Origin of the sequence: Variovorax sp. RO1, assembly GCF_002849325.1 — a bacterium.
Taxonomy (GTDB): Bacteria; Pseudomonadota; Gammaproteobacteria; order Burkholderiales; family Burkholderiaceae_C; genus Variovorax.
On sequence record NZ_PKMT01000003.1, the window covers coordinates 337,412 to 364,400 of the forward strand.

The 26,989-nt window shown below is 65.7% G+C and carries 21 protein-coding genes; 11 read left to right on the forward strand and 10 right to left on the reverse strand.

All coding sequences use genetic code 11. The features are described 5' to 3' along the window. Positions 1-52 precede the first annotated feature (52 nt). The 4 genes from CY658_RS18510 to CY658_RS18525 all read right to left on the reverse strand — a co-directional run bounded on the left by CY658_RS18510 (position 53) and on the right by CY658_RS18525 (position 6,474). Entirely contained in the window at positions 53-1,294 is a 1,242-nt protein-coding gene (locus CY658_RS18510; RefSeq protein ID WP_101491598.1) for a branched-chain amino acid ABC transporter substrate-binding protein, read from the reverse strand. Between the two features lie 200 nt (positions 1,295-1,494). Then, on the reverse strand, positions 1,495-2,724 hold the full coding sequence (locus tag CY658_RS18515) for a branched-chain amino acid ABC transporter substrate-binding protein (RefSeq protein WP_101491599.1): 1,230 nt from the start codon (positions 2,722-2,724) through the stop codon (positions 1,495-1,497). A gap of 144 nt (positions 2,725-2,868) precedes the next feature. Continuing rightward, a complete protein-coding gene (locus CY658_RS18520; RefSeq protein WP_101491600.1) occupies positions 2,869-4,512 on the reverse strand; it encodes a 3-(methylthio)propionyl-CoA ligase in 1,644 nt (547 codons plus the stop codon). Between the two features lie 117 nt (positions 4,513-4,629). Then, the gene (locus tag CY658_RS18525; RefSeq protein ID WP_101491601.1) at positions 4,630-6,474 is read right to left on the reverse strand and encodes a carboxylesterase/lipase family protein; all 1,845 of its coding nucleotides are present in this window, start codon (positions 6,472-6,474) and stop codon (positions 4,630-4,632) included. A gap of 150 nt (positions 6,475-6,624) precedes the next feature. On the opposite strand from CY658_RS18525, the gene CY658_RS18530 reads away from it, so the two are divergent. The 8 genes from CY658_RS18530 to CY658_RS32500 all read left to right on the forward strand — a co-directional run bounded on the left by CY658_RS18530 (position 6,625) and on the right by CY658_RS32500 (position 14,076). Further along, on the forward strand, positions 6,625-7,716 hold the full coding sequence (locus CY658_RS18530; protein ID WP_101491912.1) for an AraC family transcriptional regulator: 1,092 nt from the start codon (positions 6,625-6,627) through the stop codon (positions 7,714-7,716). 73 nt (positions 7,717-7,789) lie between these two features. After that, complete coding sequence (locus CY658_RS18535; protein WP_101491602.1) at positions 7,790-9,271, forward strand: protein adenylyltransferase SelO; 1,482 nt, start codon at positions 7,790-7,792, stop codon at positions 9,269-9,271. Next, positions 9,268-9,678: a peptide-methionine (R)-S-oxide reductase MsrB gene (msrB, locus tag CY658_RS18540; RefSeq protein ID WP_062471289.1), complete on the forward strand. Its 411-nt coding sequence runs from the start codon at positions 9,268-9,270 to the stop codon at positions 9,676-9,678. The genes CY658_RS18535 and msrB overlap by 4 nt, the downstream gene beginning before the upstream one ends. Next, positions 9,675-10,214: a septation protein A gene (locus CY658_RS18545; RefSeq protein WP_099789138.1), complete on the forward strand. Its 540-nt coding sequence runs from the start codon at positions 9,675-9,677 to the stop codon at positions 10,212-10,214. The genes msrB and CY658_RS18545 overlap by 4 nt, the downstream gene beginning before the upstream one ends. Continuing rightward, the gene (locus tag CY658_RS18550; protein WP_101491603.1) at positions 10,211-10,492 is read left to right on the forward strand and encodes a BolA family protein; all 282 of its coding nucleotides are present in this window, start codon (positions 10,211-10,213) and stop codon (positions 10,490-10,492) included. The genes CY658_RS18545 and CY658_RS18550 overlap by 4 nt, the downstream gene beginning before the upstream one ends. Before the next feature lie 129 nt (positions 10,493-10,621). Further along, positions 10,622-11,407: a foldase protein PrsA gene (locus CY658_RS18555; protein WP_101491604.1), complete on the forward strand. Its 786-nt coding sequence runs from the start codon at positions 10,622-10,624 to the stop codon at positions 11,405-11,407. A gap of 446 nt (positions 11,408-11,853) precedes the next feature. Then, entirely contained in the window at positions 11,854-13,851 is a 1,998-nt protein-coding gene (locus tag CY658_RS18560) for a M14 family zinc carboxypeptidase (RefSeq protein WP_143713712.1), read from the forward strand. A 36-nt stretch (positions 13,852-13,887) separates the two neighbouring features. Continuing rightward, complete coding sequence (locus tag CY658_RS32500; protein WP_143713713.1) at positions 13,888-14,076, forward strand: hypothetical protein; 189 nt, start codon at positions 13,888-13,890, stop codon at positions 14,074-14,076. 169 nt (positions 14,077-14,245) lie between these two features. On the opposite strand, the gene CY658_RS18565 is transcribed toward CY658_RS32500, so the two are convergent. From CY658_RS18565 to CY658_RS18575, 3 genes are read right to left on the reverse strand one after another with little or no spacing between them, the layout of a single operon-like run. Then, entirely contained in the window at positions 14,246-15,232 is a 987-nt protein-coding gene (locus CY658_RS18565; protein ID WP_101491606.1) for a Bug family tripartite tricarboxylate transporter substrate binding protein, read from the reverse strand. A 37-nt stretch (positions 15,233-15,269) separates the two neighbouring features. Further along, the gene (locus CY658_RS18570; protein ID WP_101491607.1) at positions 15,270-16,628 is read right to left on the reverse strand and encodes an amidase; all 1,359 of its coding nucleotides are present in this window, start codon (positions 16,626-16,628) and stop codon (positions 15,270-15,272) included. Between the two features lie 20 nt (positions 16,629-16,648). After that, the gene (locus CY658_RS18575) at positions 16,649-17,335 is read right to left on the reverse strand and encodes a DUF2848 domain-containing protein (RefSeq protein ID WP_101491608.1); all 687 of its coding nucleotides are present in this window, start codon (positions 17,333-17,335) and stop codon (positions 16,649-16,651) included. Between the two features lie 104 nt (positions 17,336-17,439). Between CY658_RS18575 and CY658_RS18580 the strand changes: the two genes are divergently transcribed. After that, positions 17,440-18,141, forward strand: a complete 702-nt coding sequence (locus tag CY658_RS18580; protein ID WP_257884918.1) for a GntR family transcriptional regulator — start codon at positions 17,440-17,442, stop codon at positions 18,139-18,141. Between the two features lie 108 nt (positions 18,142-18,249). Here CY658_RS18580 and purL read toward each other — a convergent pair whose 3' ends face one another. Beyond that, entirely contained in the window at positions 18,250-22,257 is a 4,008-nt protein-coding gene (gene purL / locus CY658_RS18585) for a phosphoribosylformylglycinamidine synthase (RefSeq protein WP_101491610.1), read from the reverse strand. A 200-nt stretch (positions 22,258-22,457) separates the two neighbouring features. Between purL and map the strand changes: the two genes are divergently transcribed. Beyond that, positions 22,458-23,282, forward strand: coding sequence for a type I methionyl aminopeptidase (map, locus tag CY658_RS18590; RefSeq protein ID WP_099789155.1), 825 nt, complete (start codon positions 22,458-22,460; stop codon positions 23,280-23,282). A 22-nt stretch (positions 23,283-23,304) separates the two neighbouring features. Further along, positions 23,305-25,914 (forward strand): [protein-PII] uridylyltransferase, encoded by a 2,610-nt coding sequence (locus tag CY658_RS18595; RefSeq protein WP_101491611.1) that lies wholly within the window; start codon positions 23,305-23,307, stop codon positions 25,912-25,914. Between the two features lie 24 nt (positions 25,915-25,938). Here CY658_RS18595 and CY658_RS18600 read toward each other — a convergent pair whose 3' ends face one another. After that, complete coding sequence (locus CY658_RS18600; RefSeq protein ID WP_101491612.1) at positions 25,939-26,283, reverse strand: hypothetical protein; 345 nt, start codon at positions 26,281-26,283, stop codon at positions 25,939-25,941. Between the two features lie 53 nt (positions 26,284-26,336). Further along, positions 26,337-26,969: a response regulator gene (locus CY658_RS18605; RefSeq protein ID WP_101491613.1), complete on the reverse strand. Its 633-nt coding sequence runs from the start codon at positions 26,967-26,969 to the stop codon at positions 26,337-26,339. Between the last annotated feature and the right edge of the window lie 20 nt (positions 26,970-26,989).

The following is a 26,989-nucleotide window of genomic DNA, read 5'->3' on the forward strand; positions in this document are numbered from 1 at the left end:
GCCCGAGTGTTGAAGTCGGGCCTCGACCGGTCAGGGGGCGATCAGACGCCGATCAGGAGGCGCCGCCGGGTCGCTTCATCTGGCACGACGTGGGCGTGCTCGAGACGTAGGGCTCGTAGTACTTGACCGGTGCCAGCGTGTAGCCGGTGTTTTCCGGGCTGTACGGGCTCTTCGCGTCGGCCTTCTGCCAGCGCGTGATCCACAGGCCCTGCTGCAGCTGGTGGTCGGACTTGCGCATCTCGACGTCGCCGTTGAAGCTCTTGAACTTCATGCCTTCCATGGCGGCGGCCACCTTGACGGGGTCGGTCGACTTGGTGCGCACGAAGGCTTCGGCGAGCATCGCGTACACGGTGTACGGCGACGTCGTGTACAGGTCTTCGTTGAAGCGCTTCTTGAACTCGTTCATCATCGGCGCGATCGGGCCCGGCGCGTTGTAGTGGCTGTAGCCCACCATGTAGACCTTGCCGTCCGAGGCCGCGCCCATGGCGGTCGGCGTGCCGTTGGTCACGGCGTAGTAGGTGTAGAACTTGACGTTCAGGCCTGCGTCGTTGGCCGACTTGATGAGCAGCGCGAGGTCGGAACCCCAGTTGCCGGTGATGACCGTGTCGGCACCCGAAGCCTTGATCTTGGCGATGTAGGGCGCGAAGTCGCGCACCTGGGCCAGCGGGTGCAGGTCGTCGCCGACGATCTGCACGTCGGGGCGCTTGGTCTTGAGGTTGTCCTTGGCGTACTTCGAGACCTGCTGGCCGTGCGAGTAGTTCTGGTTGATCAGGTAGACCTTCTTGATGTCGGCCTGGTCCTTCATGAAGGTGGTCAGCGCTTCCATCTTCATGGAGGTGTCGGCGTCGAGGCGGAAGTGCCAGTAGCTGCACTTGCTGTTGGTCAGGTCAGGGTCGACGGCCGCGTAGTTGAAGTACACGACTTCCTTGCCCGGGTTGCGGGCGTTGTGCTTCTCGAGCGCGTCCATGATGGCCAGCGCCGGGCCGGAGCCGTTGCCCTGCACCACGTAGCGTGCGCCCTGGTCCATGGCCGAGCGCAGCGCGGCGGTGGTTTCCTGCGGGCTGAGCTTGTTGTCGATGCCGATGACCTCGAACTTCACGCCGGCCACGTTCTTCTTGTTGAACTCTTCGGCCAGGAACTGGAAGGTCTTGAGCTGGTTGGTACCGACCGCCGCCATCAGGCCCGACAGCGGGTCGAGCCACGCGATCTTGACGGTCTCACCCTTCTGGGCAAATGCACCGGCGGCAGTTGCCGCGAGCACGGCGGCGGTAGCGATCTTCAGAGCAAACTTCAATCTATATCTCCTGGTCAAACCGATATCAAAAACGCTGCACAAGCGTACAAGTCTTTGCCACCCCACCCCTCAGGGAATGCCCGTAAGAAAGGGGCGGCAAGGGCACGTATCTATCGCGCAGGCGACAGTGCATTTCCTGATTTGCTACCCATCGGTAGGTTTCTTCTACCGATGGGTAGGAAATGCGTTCACAAAGACGCCTAGGGGCGCTTCATCTGGCAGGTCGTGGGCGTGCTCGCCACATACGACTCGTAATACTTCACGGGAACGTTGGTGTAGCCGGTGTTCTCGGCGTCGTAGGGGTACTTGGCGCTGGCCTTCTCCCAGCGCGAGATGTACAGGCCCTGCTGCAGCTGGTGATCGGCCTTGCGCATCTCGACCTCGCCGTTGAAGCTCTTGATCTTCATGCCCTCGAGCGCCGCGGCCACCTTGACGGGGTCGGTCGACTTGGTCTGCACGAAGGCGGCATCGAGCAGTGCGAACGTGTGATAGATCGACGACTGCGTCAGGTCGTCGTTCATCTTCTTCTTGTAGCCGGTCAGCAGCTTCTGGATTTCGCCGCCCATGTTGTAGTGGGCATAGGCCACGGTGTAGACCTTGCCTGCCGAGGTGGCGCCCATGGCCGTGGGCGTGCCGGCGCCCGGTGCGTAGTAGGTGAGGAACTTGACGTCCAGCCCCGAGTCGTTGGCCGCCTTGATGAGCAGCGAGAGGTCGGAGCCCCAGTTGCCGGTGATGACGGTGTCGGCGCCCGAGGCCTTGATCTTGGCGATGTACGGCGAGAAATCGCGCACCTGCGCGAGCGGGTGCAGGTCGTCGCCCACGATCTGGATGTCGGGGCGCTTGACCTTCAGGTCTTCCTTGGCGTACTTGGACACCTGCACGCCGTGCGCGTAGTTCTGGCCGAGGATGTAGACCTTCTTGATGTCGGTCTGGTCCTTCATCCAGGTGGTCAGCGCTTCCATCTTCATGGAGGTGTCGGCATCGAGGCGGAAGTGCCAGTAGCTGCACTTGCTGTTGGTGAGGTCGGGATCGACCGCCGCGTAGTTCAGGTAGAGCAGTTCCTTGCCGGGATTGCGCGCATTGTTCTTCTCGACGGCGTCGATGATCGCGAGCGCCGGGCCCGAGCCGTTGCCCTGGGTGATGTAGCGCGCGCCCTGGTCCTGCGCCGAGCGCAGCGCGGCGGTGGTCTCCTGCGGGCTGAGCTTGTTGTCGATCGCGATGATCTCGAACTTCACGCCCGAGGCATTCTTCTTGTTGAACTCCTCCGCCAGGAACTGCGTGGTCTTGAGCTGGTTGGTGCCCACGGCCGCCATGAGACCCGACAGCGGGTCGAGCCAGGCGATCTTGACGGTCTCGCCCTTCTGGGCGAAGGACGCTGAAACGCTCACCAACATGGCACAGGCTGCCACTGACTTGATACCGAAGTACATGAAGAGTCTCCTGAGTGAAAGAGCCGGGGGACGCCAGCGTACAAGCGCCCTTTTCTTCGCCGCACAGGGATTGCCCGGAAGGAAGGCCGCCGAAGCAGCCTTCCTATCGCGTGCGCGACAGTGCGGGTGGGCTTTGGCCGTGCTTCAGAGGCCCGGCAGCTTGTAGTCCTTGAGCAATTCGCGAAGCTTGGTCTTCAGAATCTTGCCGGTGGCGCCGATCGGAATGGCCTCGACGAACACCACGTCGTCAGGAATCTGCCACTTGGCGGTCTTGCCCTCGTAGAACTTCAGCAGCTCCTCGCGGGTGACTTCGGCGCCGGGCTTCTTCACGACGGCAATGATCGGACGCTCGTCCCACTTGGGATGGAACACGCCGATGCAGGCCGCCATGGCAATGGCCGGGTGCGCGACGGCGATGTTCTCGATCTCGATGGAGCTGATCCATTCGCCGCCGGACTTGATCACGTCCTTGCTGCGGTCGGTGATCTGCAGGTAGCCCTCGGCATCGATGGTGGCCACGTCACCGGTGGGGAACCAGCCCCGGCCCGCGCCGTCGGCGACCAGCGGGTTGCCGCCCTCGCCCTTGTAGTACTCCTTGACGACCCAGGGGCCCTTGACCAACAGGTCGCCGTAGGCCTTGCCGTCCCAGGGCAGCTCGTCGCCGTTGCCGTCGACGATCTTCATGTCCACGCCGAAGATGGCGCGGCCCTGCTTCATGCGGATCTGCAGCTGCGCGTCGGCGGGCAGCGACAGGTGCTTGTTCTTCAGCGTGCACAGCGTGCCCAGCGGGCTCATCTCGGTCATGCCCCAGGCATGCAGCACTTCGACGTTGAACTTCTCCTGGAACGCCGTGATCATGGCCGGCGGGCAGGCCGAGCCGCCGATGACGGTGCGGTTGAGCTTGCTGAACTTCAGGTCGTTGGCCTGCATGTGGCCCAGCATCATCTGCCACACGGTGGGCACGCCGGCCGCGAAGGTCACGCCTTCGGCTTCGATGAGTTCGTACACCGACTTGCCGTCCAGCGACGGACCCGGGAACACGAGCTTGCAGCCCACCAGCGCGGCCGAGTACGGGATGCCCCAGGCGTTGACGTGGAACATCGGCACCACCGGCAGCACCGAGTCTTGCGCCGAGATGCGCATGACGTCGGGCAGCGCGGCGGCGTAGGCATGCAGCATGGTCGAGCGGTGGCTGTACAGCGCGGCCTTCGGGTTGCCCGTGGTGCCGCTCGTGTAGCACATGCTCGAGGCCGAGTTCTCGTCGAAGGTGGGCCAGTCGTAGTCGGTGGACTGCGCGCCCATCCAGGCTTCGTAGCTCACGAGGTTGGGCACGCCGCTGTCGGCCGGCAGCTTGTCGGCATCACACAGTGCAACCCATTTCCGGATCGTGGGACAACGCGCATGCACCGCCTGCACGAGCGGCAGGAAGCTCAGGTCGAAGCACAGGATCTGGTCTTCGGCATGGTTGGCGATCCACGCGATCTGGTCGGGGTGCAGGCGCGGGTTGATGGTGTGCAGCACGCGGCCGCTGCCGCTCACGCCGTAGTACAGCTCCAGGTGGCGGTAGCCGTTCCAGGCCAGGGTGGCGATGCGGTCGCTGAACAGCAGTTGCTCGCCGTCCAGCGCGTTGGCCACCTGCCTGGCGCGCGATGCGATGTCGCTCCAGGTGCAGCGGTGGATATCACCCTCGACACGACGCGAGACGATCTCGCCGTCGCCGTTGTGGCGCTCGACGAACTCGATCAGCGACGAGATCAAAAGCGGTTGGTCTTGCATCAAACCCAGCATCTACGGACTCCTATGTGAAATGACTTCAAAAAGCTTTGCGAACGAGAGATTCACGCAAGCTTCGGCCACTTGCACAATGACACAAACCCGCACTGCATGATTGAACGAAGCGGCTCTTCAAGGGACCGTCACCGGCGTGATCTTGGCGGCCGTCGGCGTGGCATCCAACAGCATCTGCGAAGGCCACGTTCCCCACGTCGCACCCAATTCGGGCGTGTTCGGATCGCCGTTGCGCATGAAGGCACCGACGCTGGCCATGACGGCCTTCGACAGCGCCACGCGCCCCTTCTCGTTGGCCTTGCCGCCCATCACGTTGCTGAGCAACGAGCCCTCGAAATTGCCGAACACGAACGGCAGGTCGAAGGCGTGCGCGGCGCCGTACACGTCGTTCCACGGCGCGGCCTCCTGCGACCAGTCGAGGCGGTAGTGCCAGATGTTCGACTGGCGCATCTTCATGGTGTTGAGCAGGTTGTCGCGGTTGGCGCCGAACAGGCCCTGCGTGACGATGTCGGTGGCCGCGTTGTAGCCCGTGCCCGGCGTGCCTACCGGGAGGTAGGACGGATCGATGATGTCGTTCACCGTGAGCGTGGGGGCGGCGTCCGGGTTGAAGTTGAACATCATCGAGAAGCGTGCGTCGTCCTTGACGATCCAGCCCGCCTTCAGGCCCGGGATGCCCAGCGATCCCAGCAGCGACGCGAAGAGCTTGCCTTCGTCGCGCGTGTTGCCCGCGAGCATGGGCACCTTGACGTACTTGTCGGCCGCGATGGCGCCGATCGGGTCCGCCGGCAACACCGTGCCATCGGGAATGGGCGCAACGTTGCCCTGCCCGGCTGCAGTGGCCTTGGTCAGCAGCGCCCCGCCCTCCTGCGCACGCAGGTACTCGGCGATCTGCGCCGGCGTGCGCGTGCCGATGTACACCTTGGCCGCGGCGTCGTCGGCCACGGTGCCGTCGGCGACGAGCAGCTTTTCGAGGATCGTCTGGCCCTGCGTCAGCGACACCGACACCGGCTGCAGCGAAGGCAGTGTCCTTGCCGGCAGGTTGGTCGCGAGCGAAATGCCGCCGCTCATCTCGAAGGCCTTGTGGAACAGGCCCTTGGCCATCGGCGAGGTCATCACCGACAGCAGGTTGGTCGCACCGGCCGATTCGCCCGACAGCGTGACGTTGCCCGGGTCGCCGCCGAAGTTGGCGACATTGCCTTGAATGAAGCGCAGCGCCGCCATGTTGTCCAGCAGCGCGAAATTGCCCGAGTCGTCGCCCGCCGTGCCACCCGGCCGCAGCTGCGGCACGTTCAGGAAGCCCAGGATGCCCAGCCGGTAGCTGGCGGTGATGACCACCGCGTTGGTGGCCTTGGCCAGCGCCGCGCCGTCGTACAGCGGATCGGCCGTGTAGCCCGAGATATTGCTGCCGCCGTGGATGAACAACAGCACCGGCAGGTTCTTGTCGGTGGTGGCCGGACGCCAGATGTTGACGAACAGGCAGTCTTCGCTGCCGACCGGCTTGCCCAGGTTGGTGCCGATGGTGGCGTCGTAGGTGTTGCTGGTGCCGGGGCTGAAGAGCCGGCCAATCTGCAGGCAGGCATTGCCGAAGGCCTTGGCCGGGCGGATGCCGGTCCAGGCCTCGGGCTCGACCGGTGCGCGCCAGCGCAGCGCGCCGACCGGCGGCTGGGCGAACGGAACACCCTTCCAGGACCAGGTGCCGGTCTTGGCGCTGTCGTCCACGCCCTCGACCTTGCCGGCGGTGGTCTGGCGCACCATGGGGCCGTCGGCGGCGGGCGCTGGAGCGGGGGCCGGTGCCGGCGCCGGTGCAGGCGGCAGGATCGGGAAGCCTGGCGACCCCGACGAGCCGCCGCCACAGGCCGCGAGCGCCGCCGCGGCGGCCAGCGTGGCCACCGTTGCAATGGCGCGCGCCATCGCCGTCTGTCCTGCCGCACCCTGGTTTTGTGCTGTTGTCTTTGTCTTCATGTTTTGTCTCCACACCGGGTTAATCGGAATTCCTGGCTCGGTGCGCGCCGCCCATACTGCGGGGCCGCTGTGCACTGGAAAAATTCTAGGAACCGGCGCCGTTTTCACCGCTATCGCAAGCGAGCCAATCGAATGACTTCAGAAGCCTCCCTGCCGCGCCATACGCGCCGGCCGTCGCGCCGCCCCGGTTGCCCGCAGCCGGAGCTGCGCACCAGCTCGGCCGCGTGGCTGGAGGGTGTGCTGTCGATGTTCCAGGCCGAGGGGCTGCACGTGCCCTCGCTGCTGCGCGACGCCGGCTTCGACCCTGATTCCCTGCACCGCCAGAACGCGCGCTTCCCGGTCGACGAGATCTCAGTGCTGTGGCAGGTGGCCGTGGCGCACGCCGGCCGGCCCACGCTGGGCCTGGACCGCGACCTGGCCGCCACGCACAGCAAACTGGGCACCGTGGGCCACGCCATGGCCTGCAGCCCCAACCTGGGCGCGGCGCTCACCCGGCTCACGCGCTACATGGCCGTGATCTCCGACGCCACCGCCTTCTCGCTGCAGTCCGACGCGCGCGGCTGCTGGATGGTCATGGAGCACACCGGCGGCACGCTGCCGATTCCGCGCCAGCGCGTCGAGTACGCCCTGCTCACCGTCTTCATGCAGTGCCAGTGGCTCACGCGGCGCGAGCTGCAACCGCTGGCCATGGAGTTCGTCTACCCGCCGCCGGCCAACGACCGGCTGCACCGCGAGGCCTTCGGCTGCGAGATCCGCTTCAACGCGCCCGCCAACCGCCTGCTGCTGTCGTCGGCCGACATGACGATGCCGCTGCCGACCCACCACGCGGCGCTGGGCGAGATGCAGGAGCACCTGCTCGACGACCAGCTCAACCTGCTGGGCCAGACCACCACCGCCAGCCTGGTGTGCGCCGAGATCGCGCGCCGGCTGCAGCACGGCGAGCCGCGCCGCCAGGACGTGGCCTCGGGCCTCGGGCTGGCCGACCGCACCCTGCAGCGCCGCTTGCAGGAAGAGTCGGTGTCGTTCCAGGCGCTGCTCGACCGCACGCGCCGCGAACTCGCCAAGCAGTACCTGGCCGAACAGCGCCACACGCTCGCGGACGTGGCCGACCGGCTGGGCTTCGTGGACGTCAGCAACTTCTTTCGCGCCTGCAAGCGCTGGTTCGGCCTGCCGCCGGCCCAGTACCGCGCCAGCCTCGCGCTCGACGGCGCCGGGGCGCTGCGCGGCGCGCTGCTGAACTGATCGAAGGTATCCACCCCACGTCCCCGATGGCCTCTGCGGCCCGGGGTTTCGTGGGCTGCCGGACAATCCCGGCATGAGCTTGTTAGCCGAAGACACCCCGGTCGCCGACCTGGGCCTGCGCTGGAAGCCCGGCTTCTCGACGCTGGGCCCCGCCTTTTTCACCGAACTGCGCCCCACGCCGCTGCCCGACCCGTACTGGGTGTGCCACAGCGACGCCGTGGCGCGCCAGTTGGGCCTGCCGCCGGGCTGGCGCGACTCGGACACCACGCTCGCCGCGCTCACAGGCAGCCTGCCGGTCGCCGGCACGCGGCCTATTGCCACCGTTTACAGCGGCCACCAGTTCGGCGTCTGGGCCGGGCAGCTGGGCGACGGGCGGGCGATCCTGCTCGGCGAGACCGAGGGCGGGCTCGAGGTGCAGCTCAAGGGCGCGGGGCGCACGCCCTACTCGCGCGGCGGCGATGGCCGTGCCGTGCTGCGTTCGAGCATCCGCGAGTTCCTGTGCAGCGAGGCCATGCACGGCCTGGGCATTCCGACCACGCGCGCGCTGTGCGTGACCGGCTCCGATGCCCCCATCTACCGCGAGACCGCCGAAAGCGCCGCCGTCGTGACCCGCGTGGCGCCGAGCTTCGTGCGCTTCGGCCACTTCGAGCACTTCGCCGCCAACCAGCGCGAAGACGAGCTGCGCGCGCTGGCCGACTACGTCATCGACCGCTACTACCCCGAATGCCGTAGCACCGCGCGCTTCAACGGCAACGCCTACGCGGCGTTCCTCGAGGCCGTGAGCGAGCGCACCGCCGCCCTGCTCGCCCAGTGGCAGTCCGTGGGCTTCTGCCACGGGGTGATGAACACCGACAACATGAGCATCCTCGGGCTCACCATCGACTACGGGCCGTTCCAGTTCCTCGATGGCTTCGACCCGCGCCACATCTGCAACCACAGCGACACCCAGGGCCGCTACGCCTTCAACCAGCAGCCCAACGTCGCCTACTGGAACCTGTTCTGCCTCGCGCAGGCGCTGCTGCCGCTCATCGGCGACCAAGAAGTCGCCGTGGCCGCGCTGGAGTCGTACAAGACCGTGTTCCCGAATGCTTTTGAAGACCGCATGCGCGCCAAGCTGGGCCTGACCACGCCCGCCGAGGGCGACCGTGCGCTGATCGAAGGCGTGCTCAAGCTGATGGCGGCCGAAAAGGTCGACCACACCATCTTCTGGCGCCGACTGTCGAACCACATGGCCGACGGCAACATGGAGCCGGTGCGCGACCTCTTCCTCGACCGGGCCGGCTTCGATGCCTGGATGCTCTCTTTTTCAGAGCGGCACGCGCAGACCGCGCGGTCGGATGCGGCCGATTTGATGCTCCAATCGAACCCCAAGTTCGTGCTGCGGAACCACCTGGGCCAGCAGGCCATCGAAGCCAGTCAGCAAAAGGACCACGCGGGTGTGGCAACCTTGCTGACGCTGCTCCAAACCCCATGTGAAGAACACCCTGGTGCCGACGACTACGCCGGCTTTCCGCCCGACTGGGCCTCCACGATCGAAATCAGCTGCTCATCATGACCACGCCCGTACAGAAAACCGACGCCGAATGGAAAGCCCTGCTCGCTGAAAAGGGCGCCGAACCCGCCGCCTTCGAGGTGACGCGCCACGCCGCCACCGAACGCCCCTTCACCGGCAAGTACGAAGCCCACTGGGACGACGGCACCTACCACTGCATCTGCTGCGGCGCCAAGCTGTTCGAAGCGGCCACCAAGTTCGACGCCGGCTGCGGCTGGCCCAGCTTCTCCGAAGAAGCCGTGCCGGGCGCCATCCGCAACATCGTCGACCGTTCGCACGGCATGGTGCGCACCGAAAACGTGTGCGCCAATTGCGGCGCCCACCTGGGCCACGTGTTCCCCGACGGCCCCACCGAAACCGGCCTGCGCTACTGCATGAACTCGGCGTCGCTCGACTTCCAAAAGAAATGAAACTGCTCCTCGACTTCTTCCCGATCCTGCTGTTCTTCGGCGCCTACAAGTTCGCCGACATCTACACCGCCACCGGCGTGCTCATGGCCGCCACCGTGGTGCAGATGGCCGTCATCTACGCCATGGAACGCAAGCTGCAGGCGATGCAGAAGGCCACGCTGGTGCTGATCCTGCTGTTCGGCACGCTCACGCTGGTGCTGCACGACGACCGCTTCATCAAGTGGAAGCCGACGGTGCTGTACGGCGCCATGGCGATCGCACTGGCGGTGGCGCTGTGGGCGCTGAAGAAGAACTTCCTGAAGATGCTGCTGGGCGCGCAGCTCGAGCTGCCCGAGCGCATCTGGGGCCGGCTCAATGTGGCGTGGATCGGCTATTGCCTCTTCATGGCGCTCATCAACGGCTACGTGGCGGCGTACTTCACGACCGAGGCCTGGGTCAACTTCAAGCTCTGGGGCTATGTGTTCCCGATCGTCTTCCTGGTGGCACAGGGCCTGTACATCGCGCCGCACCTCAAAGAAGACAAGCCGACCGCATGACCGACGCCACCACCTTTCCCCTGCCCACCGTGGCCGCGCTCGAAGCGGCGCTGCGCGCGACGCTTGCGCCCACGCAGCTCGAAGTGATCGACGAAAGCGCCTCCCATGCGGGCCATGCGGGCGCCAACGCCGAGGGCTACGGCACCCATTTCCGGGTGCGCATCGCCTCCCCGCTGTTCGACGGAAAGCCCCGCGTGGCGCGGCATCGGCTTGTGTATGATGCCCTCCAAGTTTTTATCGCACAGGGTCTGCACGCCATCGCCATCGAGGTGCTCTGAGTCGTCCAATCGGTTGCTTGCCGCGTTCACCGCGGCCGCCCACCCTCTCCTTCTTTCCTCCTGATTCCTGCTTTCTTTCCCGCGCCTTTTCCTACACGCGCATTTCCTCTCCAGCCTGATATTCATTTCATGAAAAAACACATCTTGCAGGCCGTTGCGGCCGCAGCGCTGATCGGTGCACTCCCCCTGACGGCCCTGGCGCAGAACGCCGCCATCGTCAACGGCAAGGCGGTGCCCAAGGCCCGCATGGACGTCCTGGCCCAACAGCTGGCTGCCGCCGGCCGCCCGGTGACGCCTGAAATGCAAAACCAGCTGCGCGAGGAAATCGTGGCGCGTGAAGTGTTCATGCAGGAAGCGCAGAAGCAAGGCCTCGACGCCACCGAGGACTACAAGAACCAGCTCGAACTCGCCCGCCAGGCCATCCTGATCCGCGCGCTGTTCGAGAACTACCGCAAGACCAACGCGGTGTCCGATGCCGACGTGAAGGCCGAATACGACAAGTTCGTGGCAGCCAACGGCGGCAAGGAATTCAAGGCCCGCCACATCCTGGTCGAGACCGAAGACCAGGCCAAGAAGATCATGGCCGACCTGAAGAAGGGCGCCAAGTTCGAAGACATCGCCAAGAAGCAGAGCAAGGACCCGGGTTCGGGCGCCAACGGTGGCGACCTCGACTGGGCCAACCCCGCCAGCTTCGTGCCCGAGTTTTCGGAAGCGATGATCAAGCTCAAGAAGGGCGAGACCACCCCTGCCCCGATCAAGACCCAGTTCGGCTATCACATCATCCGCGTCGACGACATCCGCCAGGCTCAACTGCCGAAGGTCGAAGAAGTGAAGCCGCAGATCACGCAGCAACTGCAACAGCAGCGCCTGCAGAAGTACCAGGAAGAGCTGCGCGCAAAGGCCAAGGTCGAGTAAGCAGCAGGCACCGGGCTTCGCGGCCCGATGCCACGGCCTGAAGGCCGACCTCCCATCGGTTGAGCCCGCAGGCCAGCTGATCCCATGCAAGGGGACCGTGTTGAACACGGTCCCCTTTTCTTTTGTCTGTTGCAGTTGCAGTTGCAGCAGGTTGCCCTGCGCGCGGCGATCGAAAAATCCGCGAATCCTTGCCCCAAAAACCGAATCCTAAGAAACAATTAATTAACAGTTAATTTAAAATGATCTTTATGAATATTGAAAAGACAATATCCAAAACAGATCAATTGTTAATTTTGCCTCCAAAGGCAATCAAATTGAGGGAAATCACCAATAAATGAATATGAATCAATGCCTAGACTGCCTCGCCGCCGCCACCTTGGTGAGAATTTCTTTTTTGATTTTTGCACCAACTGGCACTCCCATTCAACCCTTCAGGGAAGACAACAGTGACCCATAGCGCTTCATCGAATCTGCTACGCAAAAAATCTATTTGCGTGGCAATCAGTGGATTGATTTTTTCCACTGCCGTGGCTTTTGCTCAGAATACCACTGTCAGTCCCATTCCATCACCGGACGCGTCCGCGCAAGACCAGATACTGTCTGTGCGCGTATCGTACGAATCACGTGACGACATCCAGCGCTTGTCTCACTTCATCGATCACATGCGAATCGATGAGCCCGGCAAGACTGTGAGGGTAGAAATCAGCGCGCATGAATTGGAGCAATTGCGTGCCTCCGGTTTCAGGACCGAGGTTGACGTCGCGCAATCTCAGAAAATTAAAGAATTCCAAAGTCAACGCAGACAAATTAGCCAAAAAAAATCTGAATTTCAACAGCCATCTGGCAATGAAAAAACGTCCGTTGAAAAATCCGACGCACCATTATTTAATGGACAGGCCGCTTGCTACCGCACCGTAGAAAAATCAAATTTCGATATCGATACACTGGCGACGCAATACCCGAATCTGATTCGCGTTGCTCCCGTTGGCAAAACCTGGGTGCAAACACAGCTTCTTTCCTTCCGGAATCTGCTCATCAAATACCTCCCGCAGAGCGTCACCAGTCTGATCGACTTCGATCTTCTTCCAGACAGTACCGGTAACTCGCTACGCGCGGTCGTCATTGGCAATCAAAGGACCATCGGTGACAAGAAGGTGCCGCGCATGGTGACCACGTCGTCGATTCATGCACGCGAATACACGCCTGCCGAGATCTCTACACGATTTGCGGAATGGCTGGTCAAGAACTACGGCGCCGATCCAACGGCAACCTGGCTGCTCAACAACAACGAATTCCATTTCATCCTGCATGCGAACCCTGACGGCCGCAAGCTGGCCGAACAGACTGTGGGAAGTTGGCGCAAGAACGTGAATCTCGTCGACGGCTACTGCGCCACCCGTCCCGTCAATTCGGGCGTTGACCTGAACCGCAACTTCCCCTTCGGATGGAACAGCACTGCAGGTCAAGGGTCCAGTGGCGACCGTTGCAACGCAGATTTTCGGGGAAAGTCTGCGGGCTCGGAGCCGGAAACCGCAGCCATCGTCCAATACGTCGCCGGTACGCGCCAACAGGACGGCAACTTCGAAGGAGGCGTCTTGCAGGACAGACGCACAGCCGCAGTCGACGACTTCGCAACCGGCGCTCCGAACGACTATGAAGGCCTGTACATCGATCTCCACAGTGCTGCGAAGCTGGTCCTGTGGCCATGGGGCATTCGGCGCGACTCCCTTGGCGGCAATTCGCAAACCGTGAATGACGACGGCATGTCGGCACTCGGCCAACGCATCGCTTGGTACAACGGATATCAGGCAACGCAGATGATCTTCTACGACACCGACGGCACAGCCATGGATGCCATTTATGGAGAACTCGGTGCGCCGTCATTCACGATCGAACTGGGCAAATCCTTCTATGAGCCTTGCGACACCTTCGAGAATGAAACCTACCCGCAGAATGTGGCTTCCTTGCGGTATGCGGCACGCACGTTGAAAGCGCCTTACCAACTACCGCTTGGCCCCGATGCAGCAGATCTGAAGGTCTCAGCCACCGTGGTAAGACAAGGTGAGTCGGTCACGCTCACCGCCACCATCGACGATGACCGTTATCTGTACAACGAGGGTTTCAGTATCGTTGGGAACCAACCGGTCACCAAGCACGACCCCCAGCCCATCAAGGCAGCCAACGCCTACATCAATGTGCTGCCGTGGGACGCCGGTGCCAAGGCCATTCCGCTCAGCGCCGCCGCCAATGCAGCCTTCGGAAGCGGGCCAAAGGTCGCAGTGTCCGGCGTCATCGACACCTCGATGCTCGCGCCCGGCAAGCACCTGATCTACGTGCAAGGCACCAACCAGAAGGACAAGGCGGGCCCGCCCGACGCGGTCTTCCTCGAAGTGCTGGCCAAGGACGCACCGCTGCCTTGCCCGCCGAAGTCGAAAGCCGTCTGACCGGTGCCCGCCACACATTTCAAATCTGGAACCACCATGCAATTCCATTCCCTGACATCCGCGCGGCTTGCGTCCATGCTGCTTCTGAGTCTTGCCATGACCGCCTGCGGCGGCAGTGGCGGCGGCGGCAACGGCGGCTTTCTTCCGATCGCCCCCGAGCCGACGACCATTGCGCCGATCATTCCGCCTGACCCGGCCGCACCAGAGGTCAGCTGCGCAGCTTAGGCTTGCCTGCGAAGGCCCTCCGCGCCGCTTTCGCGGAGTCGCCTTCCATCATTCACCTGAGAGTTTCGGGCACCGCGTGATAGACCTTGGCAGGCCACGCGGTGCCTTGCATTTCACGCCTCGCGCTTCGTGCGCAAGTTCTCTCGGAAGGGCTCGCCCTGCACCCTTGTCATTGGGGCGTGATGTTGAAGTCTTTCACGAACCGGGCGTAGTCGTTCGACTCCTTGCGCACGAAACCCGTGAAGTCCGCCGCCGAGCCGCCAATGACCTCGAGGCTGAGGTCGGTGAACTGCTTCTGCGTGTCGGCGTTCTTGAGCAGCGCCTGCACCTGCTCGTTGAGCTTGGCGATGATCGGTGCCGGGGTTCCGGCCGGCGCCACCAGGCCGACCCAGCCCATGAACCGGTAACCCGGCACGCCGGATTCGGCCACCGTCGGCACGTCGGGCAAGGTCGAAACGCGCTTGTCGCCCGTGACCGCCAGCGCCTTCAGCTTGCCGCTCTTGGCGTAGGGCACGGCGGTCGGCGAGGTCTCGAACATCATGTCGATCTGCCCGCCGACCAGGTCGGACAGCGCGGGCGCCCCGCCCTTGTAGGCCACGTTGAGCAAGTCGGTGCCGGTCATCTGCATGAAGCGGCGCGCAGCCACGTCCTGCGGGCCGCCCACGCCCGAGGTGCCGACGCTGAGCTTGCCGGGGTTGGCCTTGGCATAGGCCACCAGCTCGCCGACGTTCTTGAACGACCACTTGGGATTCATGATGAGCACGTTGGGCTGGTCGGCCACGCGGATCACGGGCGCCAGGTCCTTGATCGGGTCGTAGGGCAGCTTCGCAAACATGTGGGCGTTGGAAGCCAGGCCGGTGTGCACCATCAGCAAGGTGTAGCCGTCCTTGGGGGCCTTGGCGACGTAGTCCATGCCAATGTTGCCGCTGGCGCCGGGACGGTTGTCCACCAGCACGGGCTGGCCCAGCGCCGTCGAGAGCTTCTGGCCGACCAGGCGCGCCGTCATGTCGATGCTGCCGCCCGGTGGGAACGGCACGACCATGCGGATCGGCTTGGACGGATAGGCGTCCTGCGCGTGGGCGACGGGCACGATGCACGCAAGGCCGGCGACAAAACAGGCGAATGAGGCGAGCGGGAAACGGAAGCGCTGGGTCATAAAGTTCTCCGGAGTTTCTTGAGGGTTGGCAGACGGGTCAATCGGCGGTGGCGCGTAGGGCGCGTTCGATGTCGGCAGCCCACGCGAGCAGCGCGGCATCGCGCATCGGCAGGCCTGCAAGGCTCAGGCCCACGGGCGCTTCGCCGGCCGCGTGGCACGGCAAGGAGATGGCGCAGCCGTCCATGAAGTTGACGATGGAGGGGTTGCGCAGCATCGCGGCGTTGACGGTGGCGTACTGGGCCTCGTCGGTTTCGAGGGCCTCGATGCGCGGCGCCACCAGCGGCACGGTCGGCATGAGCCAGCCGTCGAACTCGCCCAGGCGCACCGCCACGCGGCGTTGCCAGTCGGCCCGCTGCGCCTGCAGCGTGAGGTAGGCGCGCGCCGTGAAGTCCTTGCCGCGCAGGATGCGCTTGAGCACGCGTGGGTCGTAGCCGCTGCCGCTGCGTTCGATCAGCTCGGCGTGCCACGCCCATGATTCGGCGGCGCTGAAGCCGCCCGCGGCATTGATGGCCGCGAGCTCGTCGAACTCGGGCACCGCCAGCTCGACCAGTTCAGCGCCGGCGGCCGACAGGCACTGCAGCGCACGCCGAAACGTGGCGGCGACGTGCGCGTCCATGCCGTCCTGCACCAGCGTGGTCGGCACCGCGAAACGCGCCTGGCGCAGGTGCTGCGCCCGGCGCGCCTCGGACACGCCGGACAGCACCGCATCCATCGCCGCGCAACCGGCCACGTCGAGCGCCATCACGCCAACCGCATCGAGGCTGTGCGACAGCGGCACGAGCCCGGTGCCGGGCATGCGGCGCGCCGTCGGCTTGAAGCCGGTGATGCCGCACAGCGCCGCCGGAATGCGCGCCGAGCCGCCGGTGTCGCTGCCGACGCTCGCGACGCACATGCCGTCGGCCACAGCGACGGCCGCGCCCGAGGATGAGCCGCCGGGAATGCGCCGTTCGCCGCGTTGCCACGGATTGGCCGGCGTCCCGTAGTGCGGATTGAGACCGAGGCCGGAGTACGCGAACTCGGTCATGTTGGTCTTGCCGACCAGCACCGCGCCCGCCGCCAGCAGGCGCTGCACGGCCTCGGCGTCGTGCGTGGCGGGCGGCGCATCGCTCAGCACGACGGAGCCAGCGGTCGTGGTTTCACCGGCCACGTCGAACAGGTCCTTGACGGAGACCGGCAGGCCTTCGAGCGGCGAGCGCACGAGGCCGGCTGCGCGCAGGCTGTCGGAGGCGCGCGCCAGGTGCTGGGCGCGGTCTGTCAGCACACGCGTGAAGGTGCGAGCGCCTTCGCCGGAAGGATCGGCGATGCGTTGCAGCGCCGATGCGGTCAGCGCGGCGGAGGTGACGCGGCCTGCAGCCAGTTCGGCGCGGGCGGCTTCGAGGGAGATCGCGGCGGGCATGTGCGGTGGTCCCTTGTGCGTCAGGCGACGATGGGCAGCGAGACCGCGCGGTACTCGTGCGCGATGCGGCGGCCGGTGTGTTCGTCCACCAGTTCCATGCGAAAGCGCGCGGCCGGGCGGATGCCGCCGATGGCGCCGACCGTGCCGCAGGTCATCGCGAAACCGTCGGCCGGTTCGCCGTCGGCCGCGGCGCAGCGCGCCAGCAGATCGGCCGGCGGGCGCAGCGCGGCCAGCGTGCCTTCCTGGTACAGGCGCCATTCACCGCCCTCCTCGATCCACGAACGCAGCACCAGCGTGTCCCAGCGGTCCTGCACGTCGGCCAGCCGCCAGGCGCTGCGCGCCACGGGCTTGACACAGATCTGCTTAGACAGCGCCACGCTGTGCGCTTCCAGCGCACGGTCGGTGTGGTCCGAGCCGATCGAGACGAAAAACTCGCCCCCGTGCAGGAACAGCAGCGGTTCGACCTCGCCCGAGGTGTCGGCCCCCACCACCTGCACGACGTCGGATTGGCTCAGTTGCTGGGTGGCCACCCGGTAGAACAGCGGCACGGCGCTGGGCGCCGGCACGCCCAGCTCGGCGAGTTCCTCGATGTGGTGCTCGATGGCGGCGGTGTCGCGTCCGGTCCAGCCGGCGATCACGAGGTGCCTGGCCTCGAAGCTCAGCGTGTGCGGGGCATTCCCCTCGGGAAGTTCGAAAGACAGGTTCATGGCGGTGCTCTATTGAAGTTTCAGTGAAATTTCACAACGATATTACAGTGAGTCCACAAAAACTTCAAAGGGATTTCCCACAGGTACCATCAGGGCACTCCACCATGAAGACCCTCGCGCCGATGAAAGCAGCCACGCCCGCCCGCAAAGCCCCCGCCCGGCGGCCCGAAGCAGCCATCTCCCTCAACGAGACGGCCTACCTGCGCCTGAAGGAAGCCCTGGTGACCCTGGCCTACAAGCCCGGGGAGTACCTCAACACCGCCCAGGTGATGGAGCGGCTGGGCGTGGGCCGCACGCCGGTCAACCAGGCGCTGCACCGCCTGTCGGCCGAGGGCCTGGTCCGCATCATTCCGCGCAAGGGCGCGATGGCCTCGCCGCTGTCGATCAACGACGCGCTGGAACTCATCGAGGTCCGGCTGGTGAACGAAGTGCTGTGCATGCGCCTGGCCGCAGCGGCCATCACCGAGACCGAGCTGGCCGAGCTGCAGGCCATCGCCGAGCAGTTCGAGGCGGCGGCGCAGCGGCGCGATGCGATGTCGGTCATGAACCTCGACCGGCTCTTCCACGAAAAGATCGCGGCGGCGGCGCGCAACGCGATGCTGCAGGACATCCTGAGCGTGCTGCATGCGCGCTCGCAGCGCTTCTGGGCGATTTCACTGGCCGCCGAGGGGCACCTGGCAGAGGTGATCGAAGAGCACCGCATCATCGTCGCCACGCTGCAGCGGCACGACGCCGACGCGGCGGCCGAAGCGGCGAAGACGCATGTGCTGTCGTTCAAGGCGTCGATGCTGAACAGCCAGCGTTGATCGACGGCGCTTCAGGCGCCCCCATGAAAAATGCCCTCCAGACCCAAGCCTGGAGGGCATTTTTTGTTGACCTGATTCAGGCCGTTTGCACGGCCTGAGGGCACCCGATCAACCCACCCACTTGCGCGCGTTGCGCCAGATCTGCATCCACGGGCTCAGCTCGCTCTTGTCGCCCGAGGTCCAGCTCGTCTGGATGTTGCGGAACACGCGCTCCGGGTGCGGCATCACCGCGGTGAAACGGCCATCCGGCGTGGTGACCGAGGTCAGGCCGCCGGCGCTGCCGTTCGGGTTGAACGGGTACTGCTCGGTCGGCTGGCCGTGGTTGTCCACGAAGCGCATCGCGCCGATGGCCTTGGCGGCGTCGCCGCGGTGCTTGAAGTTGGCATAACCCTCGCCGTGCGCCACCGCGATCGGCAGCCGGCTGCCGGCCATGCCCGCGAAGAAGATGCTGGGCGATTCGAGCACCTCCACCATCGACAGGCGCGCCTCGAAACGCTCGCTCTGGTTGGTGGTGAAGCGCGGCCAAGCGTCGGCACCCGGAATGATGTCAGCCAGCTCGGCGAACATCTGGCAGCCGTTGCACACACCCAGACCAAAGGTGTCGGTGCGACCGAAGAAGGTCTTGAACTGCTCGGCCAGCTTCGGGTTGAAGGTGATGCTGCGCGCCCAGCCGATGCCGGCGCCCAGCGTGTCGCCGTAGCTGAAGCCGCCGCAGGCGACCACGCCCTTGAAGTTGGCGAGGTCCGCCCTGCCCGTCTGCAGGTCGGTCATGTGCACGTCGTAGGCATCGAAGCCGGCTTCGGTGAAGGCATACGCCATCTCGACGTGCGAGTTGACGCCCTGCTCCCGCAGGATCGCGACCTTGGGGCGCGATTGCAGGATGGCCGGCGCCACCGGTGCGTTCGGCAGGAACACATGCATGCCCGGGTCGTTCGGCACGCCGGCGGCGGCGTGCTCGGCGTCGGCGCAGGCCGGGTTGTCGCGCTCGCGGGCGATCTTCCAGCTGACCGAATCCCAGACCTGGTGCAGGTCGTGCAGCGACGCGCTGAACACCGACTTGGCATCGCGCCAGACTTCGAGCTTGCCCTTGCCGGCGTCCATGGCCGAGCTGGCGGGGCGCGTCTTGCCGACGAAATGGCTGTGCGCGCTGAGGCCGTGCGCGCGCAGCACCTGCATGACGTCGTTGCGCTCGGCGGTGCGCACCTGCAGCACCATGCCCAGCTCTTCGTTGAACAGCGCCTTGAGCGTGAGTTCTTCGCGGCGCGCGCTGACCTGCTGCGCCCAGTTCTTGGCGTCGCCGGTTTCCATGCGGCTGTCGGAAATGCCGTCGCCTTCGGTGACGAGCATGTCGACATTCAGCGCCACGCCGACGTGGCCGGCAAAGGCCATTTCGCAGGCGGTGGCGAACAAGCCGCCGTCGCTGCGGTCGTGCATTGCGAGGATCTTGCCGTCGGCGCGCAGCGCGTTCACGGCGTTGACCAGCGCGACCAGTTGCGCCGGGTCGTCGAGGTCGGGCACGGTGTCGCCGCTCTGGTTGAGCGTCTGCGACAGGATGCTGCCGGCCATGCGGTGCTGGCCACGGCCGAGGTCGATGAGCACCAGCGTGGTGTCGTCTTCCGTGGCGTCGAGCTGCGGCGTGAGCGTGCCGCGCACGTCGGCCAGCGAAACGAAGGCGGTGACGATCAGGCTCACGGGCGATGTGACCTTCTTGGCTTCGCCATCGTCCTTCCACTGCGTGCGCATCGACAGCGAATCCTTGCCGACCGGAATCGACACGCCCAGCGCCGGGCACAGTTCCAGGCCCACGGCCTTGACGGTCTCGTAGAGCGCGGCGTCTTCGCCGGGCTCGCCGCAAGCAGCCATCCAGTTGGCCGACAGCTTGACGCGCGACAGCTCGATCGGCGCAGCCAGCAGGTTGGTGATCGCCTCGGCCACGGCCATGCGGCCCGAGGCCGGCGCATCGAGCGCAGCCAGCGGCGTGCGCTCGCCCATGCTCATCGCCTCGCCGGCGAAGCCCTTGTAATCAGCCAGCGTCACGGCGCAATCGGCCACCGGCACCTGCCATGGGCCGACCATCTGGTCGCGGTGCGTCAGGCCGCCCACGGTGCGGTCGCCGATGGTGATGAGGAAGCGCTTCGAGGCCACGGTCGGGTGCGCGAGCACGTCGATGGCGGCCTTCTGCAGGTCGACGCCCGTGAGGTCGAGCGGCGTGAAGGTGCGCGCCACGGTCTTCACGTCGCGGTGCATCTTGGGCGGCTTGCCGAGCAGCACGTCCATCGGCATGTCGACGGGCTGCACCGCGGCGCCTTCGTCGGCCACCAGCAGCTGGCGCGCTTCGGTCGCCACGCCGACGACCGAGAACGGGCAGCGCTCGCGCTCGCAGAAGGCCTTGAACTGCTCGAGCGATTCCGGCGCGATGGCCAGCACGTAGCGCTCCTGGCTCTCGTTGCACCAGATTTCCTTGGGCGCCATGCCCGACTCTTCGAGCGGCACCGCGCGCAGGTCGAAGCGCGCGCCACGGCCAGCGTCGTTGGTCAGCTCGGGGAAGGCATTGCTCAGGCCGCCGGCGCCCACGTCGTGGATCGCGAGGATCGGGTTGGCCGCGCCCTGTTGCCAGCAGTGGTTGATGACCTCTTGCGCACGGCGTTCGATTTCGGGGTTGCCGCGCTGCACCGAGTCGAAGTCGAGCTCGGCCGCGTTGGCACCGGTCGCCATCGAGCTGGCGGCGCTGCCGCCCATGCCGATGCGCATGCCGGGGCCGCCGAGCTGGATCAGCAGCGAGCCGGCCGGGAACAGGATCTTCTTGGTCTGCGTGGCGTCGATGCTGCCCAGACCGCCCGCGATCATGATGGGCTTGTGGTAGCCGCGCTGCACGGTGTCGAGGTCGCTGGTCACGGCCTGCTCGTACTCGCGGAAGTAGCCCAGCAGGTTGGGACGGCCGAATTCGTTGTTGAACGCGGCGCCGCCCAGCGGGCCCTCGGTCATGATCTGCAGCGGGCTGGCGATGTGCTCGGGCTTGCCGTAATGGCCGTCTTCCGGCCAGAGCTTGGAGACCGTGAAGCCGGTCAGGCCGGCCTTGGGCTTGGAGCCGCGGCCGGTGGCGCCTTCGTCGCGGATCTCGCCGCCCGCGCCGGTCGAGGCGCCGGGGAACGGGGAAATCGCGGTCGGGTGGTTGTGCGTCTCGACCTTCATCAGCACATGGCTCAGGGCGCTATCTTTTTGATAGCTCTGCGAGCCTTCGACGGGAATGAAGCGCTCGATGGTCGCGCCTTCCATGACCGAGGCGTTGTCCGCATAGGCGATCACCGTGTGTTGCGGGTTCTGCTTCTCCGTGTGGCGGATCATCGAGAACAGGCTCTGCGGCTGGGCCACGCCGTCGATGGTGAAGTTGGCGTTGAAGATCTTGTGGCGGCAGTGCTCGCTGTTGGCCTGCGCGAACATCATCAGTTCGACGTCGCTGGGGTTGCGGCCCAGGCGGGTGAAGGCTTCGACCAAGTAGTCGATTTCGTCTTCCGCCAGCGCCAGGCCGAAGCCGGTATTCGCCGCCACCAGGGCGTCGCGCCCGCCCGTTTGCACATCGACCTGCGCCATCGGCTGGGCCGGCAACTCGCTGAACAGGCTGGCCGCCTGCTCGACGGCGGCGAGCACCGATTCGGTCATGCGGTCATGCAGCGGGACGGCCACGGCAGCCAGGGCGTCGCCCTCGAGCACGGGCGCCTTGCCGATCAGCGGCGACTTGAGCTTCAGGTGGTACTGGGTGACGCGCTCCACGCGGCGCAGCGCCAGGCCGCAGTTGTGGGCGATGTCGGTGGCCTTGGAAGCCCAGGGCGACACGGTGCCAAGGCGGGGCGTGACCACGACCGAGGCGCTCGCCTTGGCCGCCAGGGCTTCGAAGGGCTCGCCGTAGGTCAGCAGCGCCGCAAAGCGCTCGCGGTCGGCCGTGTCGAGCGACCCGTCGGTGACCACCAGGTGGACGAAACGGGCCGAAATGCCCTCAATGCGCGGATCGATGGCCTGCAGCTTCGGCAGCAGCTGGCGTGCACGGAAATCGCTGAGTGCGCTGCCGCCCTCGAACAAGGTTACGACGGGAAGGGCTTGAGGTGCGGGCTGCGTCACGGTCGATGGGGGGCCTGGGGGCCGCGTTGGGAATCAAGGAATCTGGGCGGAGGGCCGCTGACTGGGGTCATCCGCGTTAACCCGGGATTTTAGGCCAACGCCGGGCCGTCCCGAGTGGGCCGTCCCCCTCGGGGGGCAGCGGGGACACGAAGTGTCCCGCGTTGGGGGCAGGCCCATTCTCCGATGGGATAATTCGGGGCATGAGCATTACCTACAAAGACGCCGCAGGCATCGAAGCCATGCGGGTCGCCTGCCGCCTCGGTTCCGAGGTGCTGGACTACCTCACGCCCTTCATCAAGCCCGGCATCACGACCAACGACGTGGACCGGCTGGCCGCCGAATACATGGTCAAGCAGGGCACCACCTCGGCCACGGTGGGCTACATGGGCGCCAGCAGCGTCCCGTTCCCGAAGTCGCTGTGCACCTCGGTGAACCACGTGGTGTGCCACGGCATCCCCAATGACAAGCCCCTGAAGAAGGGCGACATCATGAACGTCGACGTGACCGTCATCAAGGACGGCTGGTTCGGCGACAACAGCCGCATGTTCGTGATCGGCGACGCTTCCATTGCCGCCAAGCGCCTGTGCAGCGTCACCTTCGAAGCCATGTGGCACGGCATCCTGCAGGTGCGCCCCGGCGCCCACCTGGGCGATGTGGGCCATGCGATCCAGAAGTTCGCCGAGGGCCAGGGCTTCTCGATCGTGCGCGAGTTCTGCGGCCACGGCGTCGGCCAGCGCTTCCACGAAGAACCCCAGGTGCTGCACTACGGCCGCCCGGGCACCATGGAAGAGCTCAAGCCCGGCATGATCTTCACCATCGAGCCGATGATCAACGCCGGCAAGCGCGACGTGAAGGAAGACTTCAAGGGCGGCCAGTACGACGGCTGGACCATCGTCACGCGCGACCACTCGCTGTCGGCCCAGTGGGAGCACACCGTGCTCGTCACCGAAACCGGCTACGAGGTGCTGACGCTCTCCGAAGGCAGCCCGCCGCTGCCGGCCTTCGTCACCTCGACCAAAACCTGACGCGCCCCAGCGCGCCCCCGCCGTGATCGAAGCAGCCAAGATCGACGTGGCGACGCTGCGCGAAGCCTATCGCGCGAAAAAGCTCGCCCTTTTCGACACCCTGCGCTTCGCACGCGCGCCCACCCGCAGCGTCCACACGGTGCTGCGCCAGCTCTCGGCGCTGGCCGACCAGACGCTGACCGCGCTCTGGAACGAAGCAGGCTTCGGCGACGCCTTCGCGCTGGCCGCGGTCGGTGGTTTCGGGCGCGGCGAGCTGTTTCCCTACTCCGACGTCGACGTGCTGCTGCTGCTGCCGCCCGACGGCCAGGACAGCGGCATCGACCCGGCGCGCATCGAGGCCTTCATCGGCCAGTGCTGGGACGCCGGCCTGGAAATCGGCTCCAGCGTGCGCACGCTCGACGAGTGCCTGGACGAGGCCGCCAAGGACATCACGGTGCAGACCTCGCTGCTCGAATCGCGCCTGATCACGGGCGACAAGAAGCTCTTTGCGTCCTTTCGCCGCCAGTTCACCCAGGCCATCGACCCGCAGGCTTTCTTCGTGGCCAAGTCGCAGGAAATGCGGCACCGCCACCAGAAGTTCGACAACACGCCCTACGCGCTCGAACCCAACTGCAAGGAATCGCCGGGCGGCCTGCGCGACCTGCAGACCATCCTCTGGATGAGCAAGGCGGCCGGCTTCGGCAGCCGCTGGGACGACCTGGCCAAGAACGGCCTGGCCACGCCCTTCGAGGCGCAGCAGATCAAGCGCAACGAAGCCCTGCTCTCGCTCATTCGCGCCCGCCTGCACGTGATTGCCAACCGGCGCGAAGACCGTCTGGTGTTCGACCTGCAGACCGCCGTGGCCGCGAGCTTCGGCTACGAAAGCGAGTCGCAGCGCAAGTCGAGCGAGGCGCTGATGCGCCGCTACTACTGGGCGGCCAAGGCGGTGTCGCAGCTCAACCAGATCCTGCTGCTCAATATTTCCGAGCGGCTGCAGCCCATCGACGAGCAGCCCACGACCATCAACGAACGCTTCTACGAGCGCGCCGGCCTCATCGAGATTGCCAGCGACGACCTGTACGAGCGCGAGCCGCATGCGGTGCTCGAGACCTTCCTGCTGTACCAGAAGACCATCGGCGTGAAGGGCCTGTCGGCGCGCACGCTGCGCGCGCTGTACAACGCACGCCACGTGATGGACAGCAAGTTCCGCAACGACCCGGTCAACCACGTGACCTTCATGCGGATCCTGCAGCAGCCCTACGGCATCACGCATGCCTTCCGGCTGATGAACCAGACCTCGGTGCTGGGGCGCTACCTGCGCGTGTTCCGCAGCATCGTGGGGCAGATGCAGCACGACCTGTTCCATGTGTACACGGTCGACCAACACATCCTGATGGTGCTGCGCAACGTGCGCCGCTTCTTCATTGCCGAGCATGCGCACGAGTACCCGTTCTGCTCGCAGCTTGCGGCCGGTTGGGACAAGCCCTGGATTCTTTACGTGGCCGCCCTCTTCCACGACATCGCCAAGGGCCGCGGCGGGGACCACTCCACGCTCGGCGCACGCGACGTGCAGCGCTTCTGCAAGCAGCACGGCATCGCGCGCGAAGACGCGAAGCTCATCGAATTCCTCGTGGCCGAGCATCTGGTGATGAGCCAGGTCGCGCAGAAGCAGGACCTGAGCGACCCCGAAGTCATCGGCGCCTTCGCCAAGCGCGTGGGCAACGAGCGCTACCTCACCGCCCTGTACCTGCTGACCATCGCCGACATCCGCGGCACTTCGCCGCGCGTGTGGAATGCGTGGAAGGGCAAGCTGCTCGAAGACCTGTACCGCTTCACGCTGCGCGCGCTCGGCGGGCGCATGCCCGACCCCGACGCCGAGGTCGAGTCGCGCAAGCGCGAGGCGCTGGTGCTGCTCGCCCTGCATGCGCAGCGCTTCGAAGCCCACAAGGCGCTGTGGGAGACGCTCGACGTCGGCTACTTCATGCGCCACGACGCCACCGAGATCGCCTGGCACGCCAAGCAGCTCTCGCGCTTCGTGCCGCCGAAGAACGTGCCCATCGACCCGAAGGCGCTGCCCATCGTGCGCGCGCACCTGTCGCCGGTGGGCGAAGGGCTGCAGGTGGTGGTCTACACGCCCGACCAGTCCGACCTGTTCGCGCGCATCTGCGGCTACTTCGACCAGGCCTCGTTCAGCATTCTGGACGCCAAGGTCCACACCACGAGCAACGGCTATGCGCTCGACACCTTCCAGGTGGTGACGACCTTCCAGCCCGACCATTACCGCGACCTGATCAGCATGGTCGAGACGGGCCTGGCGCAAACGCTCACCGAGGCCGGCGCCCTGCCCGCGCCGAGCATGGGTCGCGTGTCGCGCCGGGTGCGCAGCTTTCCGATCAAGCCGCGCATCAGCCTCGTGCCCGACGACAAGGCGCAGCGCTGGCTGCTCAGCATCTCGGCCAGCGACCGCGCGGGTCTGTTGTATTCGGTGGCGCGCGTGCTCGCGCGGCATCACCTGAACCTTCAACTGGCGAAGGTGACGACCTTGGGCGAACGGGTGGAAGACACGTTCCTGATCAGCGGGCCCGAGTTGCAGGGCCAGAAGACGCAGCTGGCCATTGAGACGGACCTGATGGAGGCGCTGGCCTCCCAGTGAGGCAGCGGATTTGGCGTGTGCGGCTCAGCCGCAGTACGCGCCGAGGATGCGACCCGTGGGATCGACCTGTGCGTTGAGCCGCGTCGCGTCCTGCGAAGGGTCAGCCGGCGCCGTGGCCGGCACCGTGCGCGCCGTTTTCGCGCCGGCGCGCTGACGCATCTCTTCGACCAACGGACGCGTCGCCTGCAAGCCGAGCGCAAAGCGCACTTCCGGGGCCTGGCAACTCTCGGGCGGCGGCGCGAAGCTCGGCGGGGCGGGCACTTCAGAGGTGAGCGGCCGGTCCTTGGGCGGGGCTTCGCAGCCCGCGAGCACTGCAGCGAGGGCCGCAGCCATCAGAAGAACCCCGTGCCGGCCAATCGTCATGCGCATCTTGTCTTGCTCCTTGAAACCAGCCTGAAGCTTAGCCGCCCGCGGCAGCCTGTTCATGACCCCTTGCGCTGCAAGGGGGACAGCAGCCCCAGGCGGATGCCCGTGATCACGGCCTCGGTGCGATTGTGCACACCCAGCGCCTGGAACAAGGTGCCGATGTACTCCTTCACCGTGTGCTCCGAAAGACCGAGCTCGCGCGCGATCGACTTGGTCGGCAACCCGCGCGCCAGGCCGTGCAACGTGTCGGCCTGCCGTGGACTGAGCGTCGGCCTGGCGACGCTCTTCGGCCCCAGGTGCAGGATTTCCTGCGGCAGGTAGACCTCCCCCGCCAGCACGGTCTCGAAGGCACGTTTCAGAAAGTCGGCGGGCATGCTTTTGGGCACGAAGCTCATGGCACCGGCCTCCAGGCAGCCACGGATGATGTCGACATCGGTCGATGCCGACACCACCACCACCGCGATGTCGGGCGCCCCCGCTTTCAGGCGCACCAGCGCGTCCAGGCCGTACTCGCCCTTGAGTTCGAGGTCCAGCAGACAGATCGCCAGGTCAGGGTGGCGCAGCGCCAGGGCGCAGGCCTCGTCAACCGTGGCAGCTTCGAAGATCTCCGCGCTCTGCGCCATGCTCTCCAGCAGCATGCGCAGGCCCGCACGGAACAACGCGTGGTCGTCCAGCATCATCACTTTCATGGCACACCCCCTTCGACCTT

Bases quoted from the DNA above. Each gene is read 5' to 3' on its own strand.
- CY658_RS18515 (WP_101491599.1), bottom strand. From the start codon at position 2,724: ATGTACTTCGGTATCAAGTCAGTGGCAGCCTGTGCCATGTTGGTGAGC.
- CY658_RS18520 (WP_101491600.1), bottom strand. From the start codon at position 4,512: ATGCTGGGTTTGATGCAAGACCAACCGCTTTTGATCTCGTCGCTGATC.
- CY658_RS18525 (WP_101491601.1), bottom strand. From the start codon at position 6,474: ATGAAGACAAAGACAACAGCACAAAACCAGGGTGCGGCAGGACAGACG.
- CY658_RS18535 (WP_101491602.1), top strand. From the start codon at position 7,790: ATGAGCTTGTTAGCCGAAGACACCCCGGTCGCCGACCTGGGCCTGCGC.
- msrB (WP_062471289.1), top strand. From the start codon at position 9,268: ATGACCACGCCCGTACAGAAAACCGACGCCGAATGGAAAGCCCTGCTC.
- CY658_RS18545 (WP_099789138.1), top strand. From the start codon at position 9,675: ATGAAACTGCTCCTCGACTTCTTCCCGATCCTGCTGTTCTTCGGCGCC.
- CY658_RS18550 (WP_101491603.1), top strand. From the start codon at position 10,211: ATGACCGACGCCACCACCTTTCCCCTGCCCACCGTGGCCGCGCTCGAA.
- CY658_RS18555 (WP_101491604.1), top strand. From the start codon at position 10,622: ATGAAAAAACACATCTTGCAGGCCGTTGCGGCCGCAGCGCTGATCGGT.
- CY658_RS32500 (WP_143713713.1), top strand. From the start codon at position 13,888: ATGCAATTCCATTCCCTGACATCCGCGCGGCTTGCGTCCATGCTGCTT.
- CY658_RS18565 (WP_101491606.1), bottom strand. From the start codon at position 15,232: ATGACCCAGCGCTTCCGTTTCCCGCTCGCCTCATTCGCCTGTTTTGTC.
- CY658_RS18570 (WP_101491607.1), bottom strand. From the start codon at position 16,628: ATGCCCGCCGCGATCTCCCTCGAAGCCGCCCGCGCCGAACTGGCTGCA.
- CY658_RS18575 (WP_101491608.1), bottom strand. From the start codon at position 17,335: ATGAACCTGTCTTTCGAACTTCCCGAGGGGAATGCCCCGCACACGCTG.
- CY658_RS18580 (WP_257884918.1), top strand. From the start codon at position 17,440: ATGAAGACCCTCGCGCCGATGAAAGCAGCCACGCCCGCCCGCAAAGCC.
- map (WP_099789155.1), top strand. From the start codon at position 22,458: ATGAGCATTACCTACAAAGACGCCGCAGGCATCGAAGCCATGCGGGTC.
- CY658_RS18600 (WP_101491612.1), bottom strand. From the start codon at position 26,283: ATGCGCATGACGATTGGCCGGCACGGGGTTCTTCTGATGGCTGCGGCC.
- CY658_RS18605 (WP_101491613.1), bottom strand. From the start codon at position 26,969: ATGAAAGTGATGATGCTGGACGACCACGCGTTGTTCCGTGCGGGCCTG.